General features: G+C 53.2%; 1 rRNA gene. It reads right to left on the reverse strand.

What is annotated here, in order from left to right:
• Nucleotides 1-2,249: ribosomal RNA gene (locus D515_RS23750) — 23S ribosomal RNA — on the reverse strand; the annotation flags it as partial.

Consider the following 2,249-nt stretch of genomic DNA (forward strand, 5'->3'; position numbering starts at 1 on the left):
CTTAAAGCCCTAGGGATGACTCATCTTGAGGCTCGCTTCCCGCTTAGATGCTTTCAGCGGTTATCGATTCCGAACTTAGCTACCGGGCAATGCCACTGGCGTGACAACCCGAACACCAGAGGTTCGTCCACTCCGGTCCTCTCGTACTAGGAGCAGCCCCTCTCAATCATCCAACGCCCACGGCAGATAGGGACCGAACTGTCTCACGACGTTCTAAACCCAGCTCGCGTACCACTTTAAATGGCGAACAGCCATACCCTTGGGACCGACTTCAGCCCCAGGATGTGATGAGCCGACATCGAGGTGCCAAACACCGCCGTCGATATGAACTCTTGGGCGGTATCAGCCTGTTATCCCCGGAGTACCTTTTATCCGTTGAGCGATGGCCCTTCCATTCAGAACCACCGGATCACTATGACCTGCTTTCGCACCTGCTCGAACCGTCATTCTCGCAGTCAAGCGGGCTTATGCCATTGCACTAACCTCACGATGTCCGACCGTGATTAGCCCACCTTCGTGCTCCTCCGTTACTCTTTGGGAGGAGACCGCCCCAGTCAAACTACCCACCAGGCACTGTCCTCAACCCCGATTAGGGGCCTAAGTTAGAACATCAAACATACAAGGGTGGTATTTCAAGGTCGGCTCCACACAAACTGGCGTCTGTGTTTCAAAGCCTCCCACCTATCCTACACATGTAGGCTCAATGTTCAGTGCCAAGCTGTAGTAAAGGTTCACGGGGTCTTTCCGTCTAGCCGCGGGTACACAGCATCTTCACTGCGATTTCAATTTCACTGAGTCTCGGGTGGAGACAGCGTGGCCATCATTACGCCATTCGTGCAGGTCGGAACTTACCCGACAAGGAATTTCGCTACCTTAGGACCGTTATAGTTACGGCCGCCGTTTACCGGGGCTTCGATCAAGAGCTTCGACCGAAGTCTAACCCCATCAATTAACCTTCCGGCACCGGGCAGGCGTCACACCGTATACGTCATCTTTCGATTTTGCACAGTGCTATGTTTTTAATAAACAGTTGCAGCCACCTGGTATCTGCGACTGCCCATAGCTCCATCCGCAAGGGACTTCACCGCGGGCAGCGTACCTTCTCCCGAAGTTACGGTACCATTTTGCCTAGTTCCTTCACCCGAGTTCTCTCAAGCGCCTTGGTATTCTCTACCCGACCACCTGTGTCGGTTTGGGGTACGGTTCCTGATAACCTGAAGCTTAGAGGCTTTTCCCGGAAGCATGGCATCAATGACTTCACTACCGTAGTAGCTCGACATCGTGTCTCAGTGTATAGCGTCCCGGATTTGCCTAAGACACCCACCTACGCACTTGAACCTCGACAACCGTCGCGAGGCCCACCTAGCCTTCTCCGTCCCCCCATCGCAGTTATCAGCAGTACGGGAATATTAACCCGTTTCCCATCGACTACGCCTTTCGGCCTCGCCTTAGGGGCCGACTTACCCTGCCCCGATTAACGTTGGACAGGAACCCTTGGTCTTCCGGCGAGGAGGTTTTTCACCCCCTTTGTCGTTACTCATGTCAGCATTCGCACTTCTGATACCTCCAGCAGCCCTTACAGACCACCTTCAACGGCTTACAGAACGCTCCCCTACCCAATACGATAAATCGCACTGCCGCAGCTTCGGTGTATCGCTTAGCCCCGTTACATCTTCCGCGCAGGCCGACTCGACCAGTGAGCTATTACGCTTTCTTTAAATGATGGCTGCTTCTAAGCCAACATCCTGGCTGTCTGAGCCTTCCCACATCGTTTCCCACTTAGCGATAACTTTGGGACCTTAGCTGGCGGTCTGGGTTGTTTCCCTCTCCACGACGGACGTTAGCACCCGCCGTGTGTCTCCCGGATAGTACTTACTGGTATTCGGAGTTTGCAAAGGGTTGGTAAGTCGGGATGACCCCCTAGCCTTAACAGTGCTCTACCCCCAGTAGTATTCGTCCGAGGCGCTACCTAAATAGCTTTCGGGGAGAACCAGCTATCTCCGAGTTTGATTGGCCTTTCACCCCTAGCCACAAGTCATCCGCTAATTTTTCAACATTAGTCGGTTCGGTCCTCCAATTGATGTTACTCAATCTTCAACCTGCCCATGGCTAGATCACTCGGTTTCGGGTCTACGTCATGCAACTCATTCGCCCAGTTAAGACTCGGTTTCCCTACGGCTCCCCTATACGGTTAACCTTGCTACATAACGTAAGTCGCTGACCCATTATACAAAAGGTACGCAGTCACC

This window comes from Grimontia indica (genome assembly GCF_000333895.2).
In the GTDB taxonomy this organism is placed as follows: domain Bacteria; phylum Pseudomonadota; class Gammaproteobacteria; order Enterobacterales; family Vibrionaceae; genus Enterovibrio; species Enterovibrio indicus.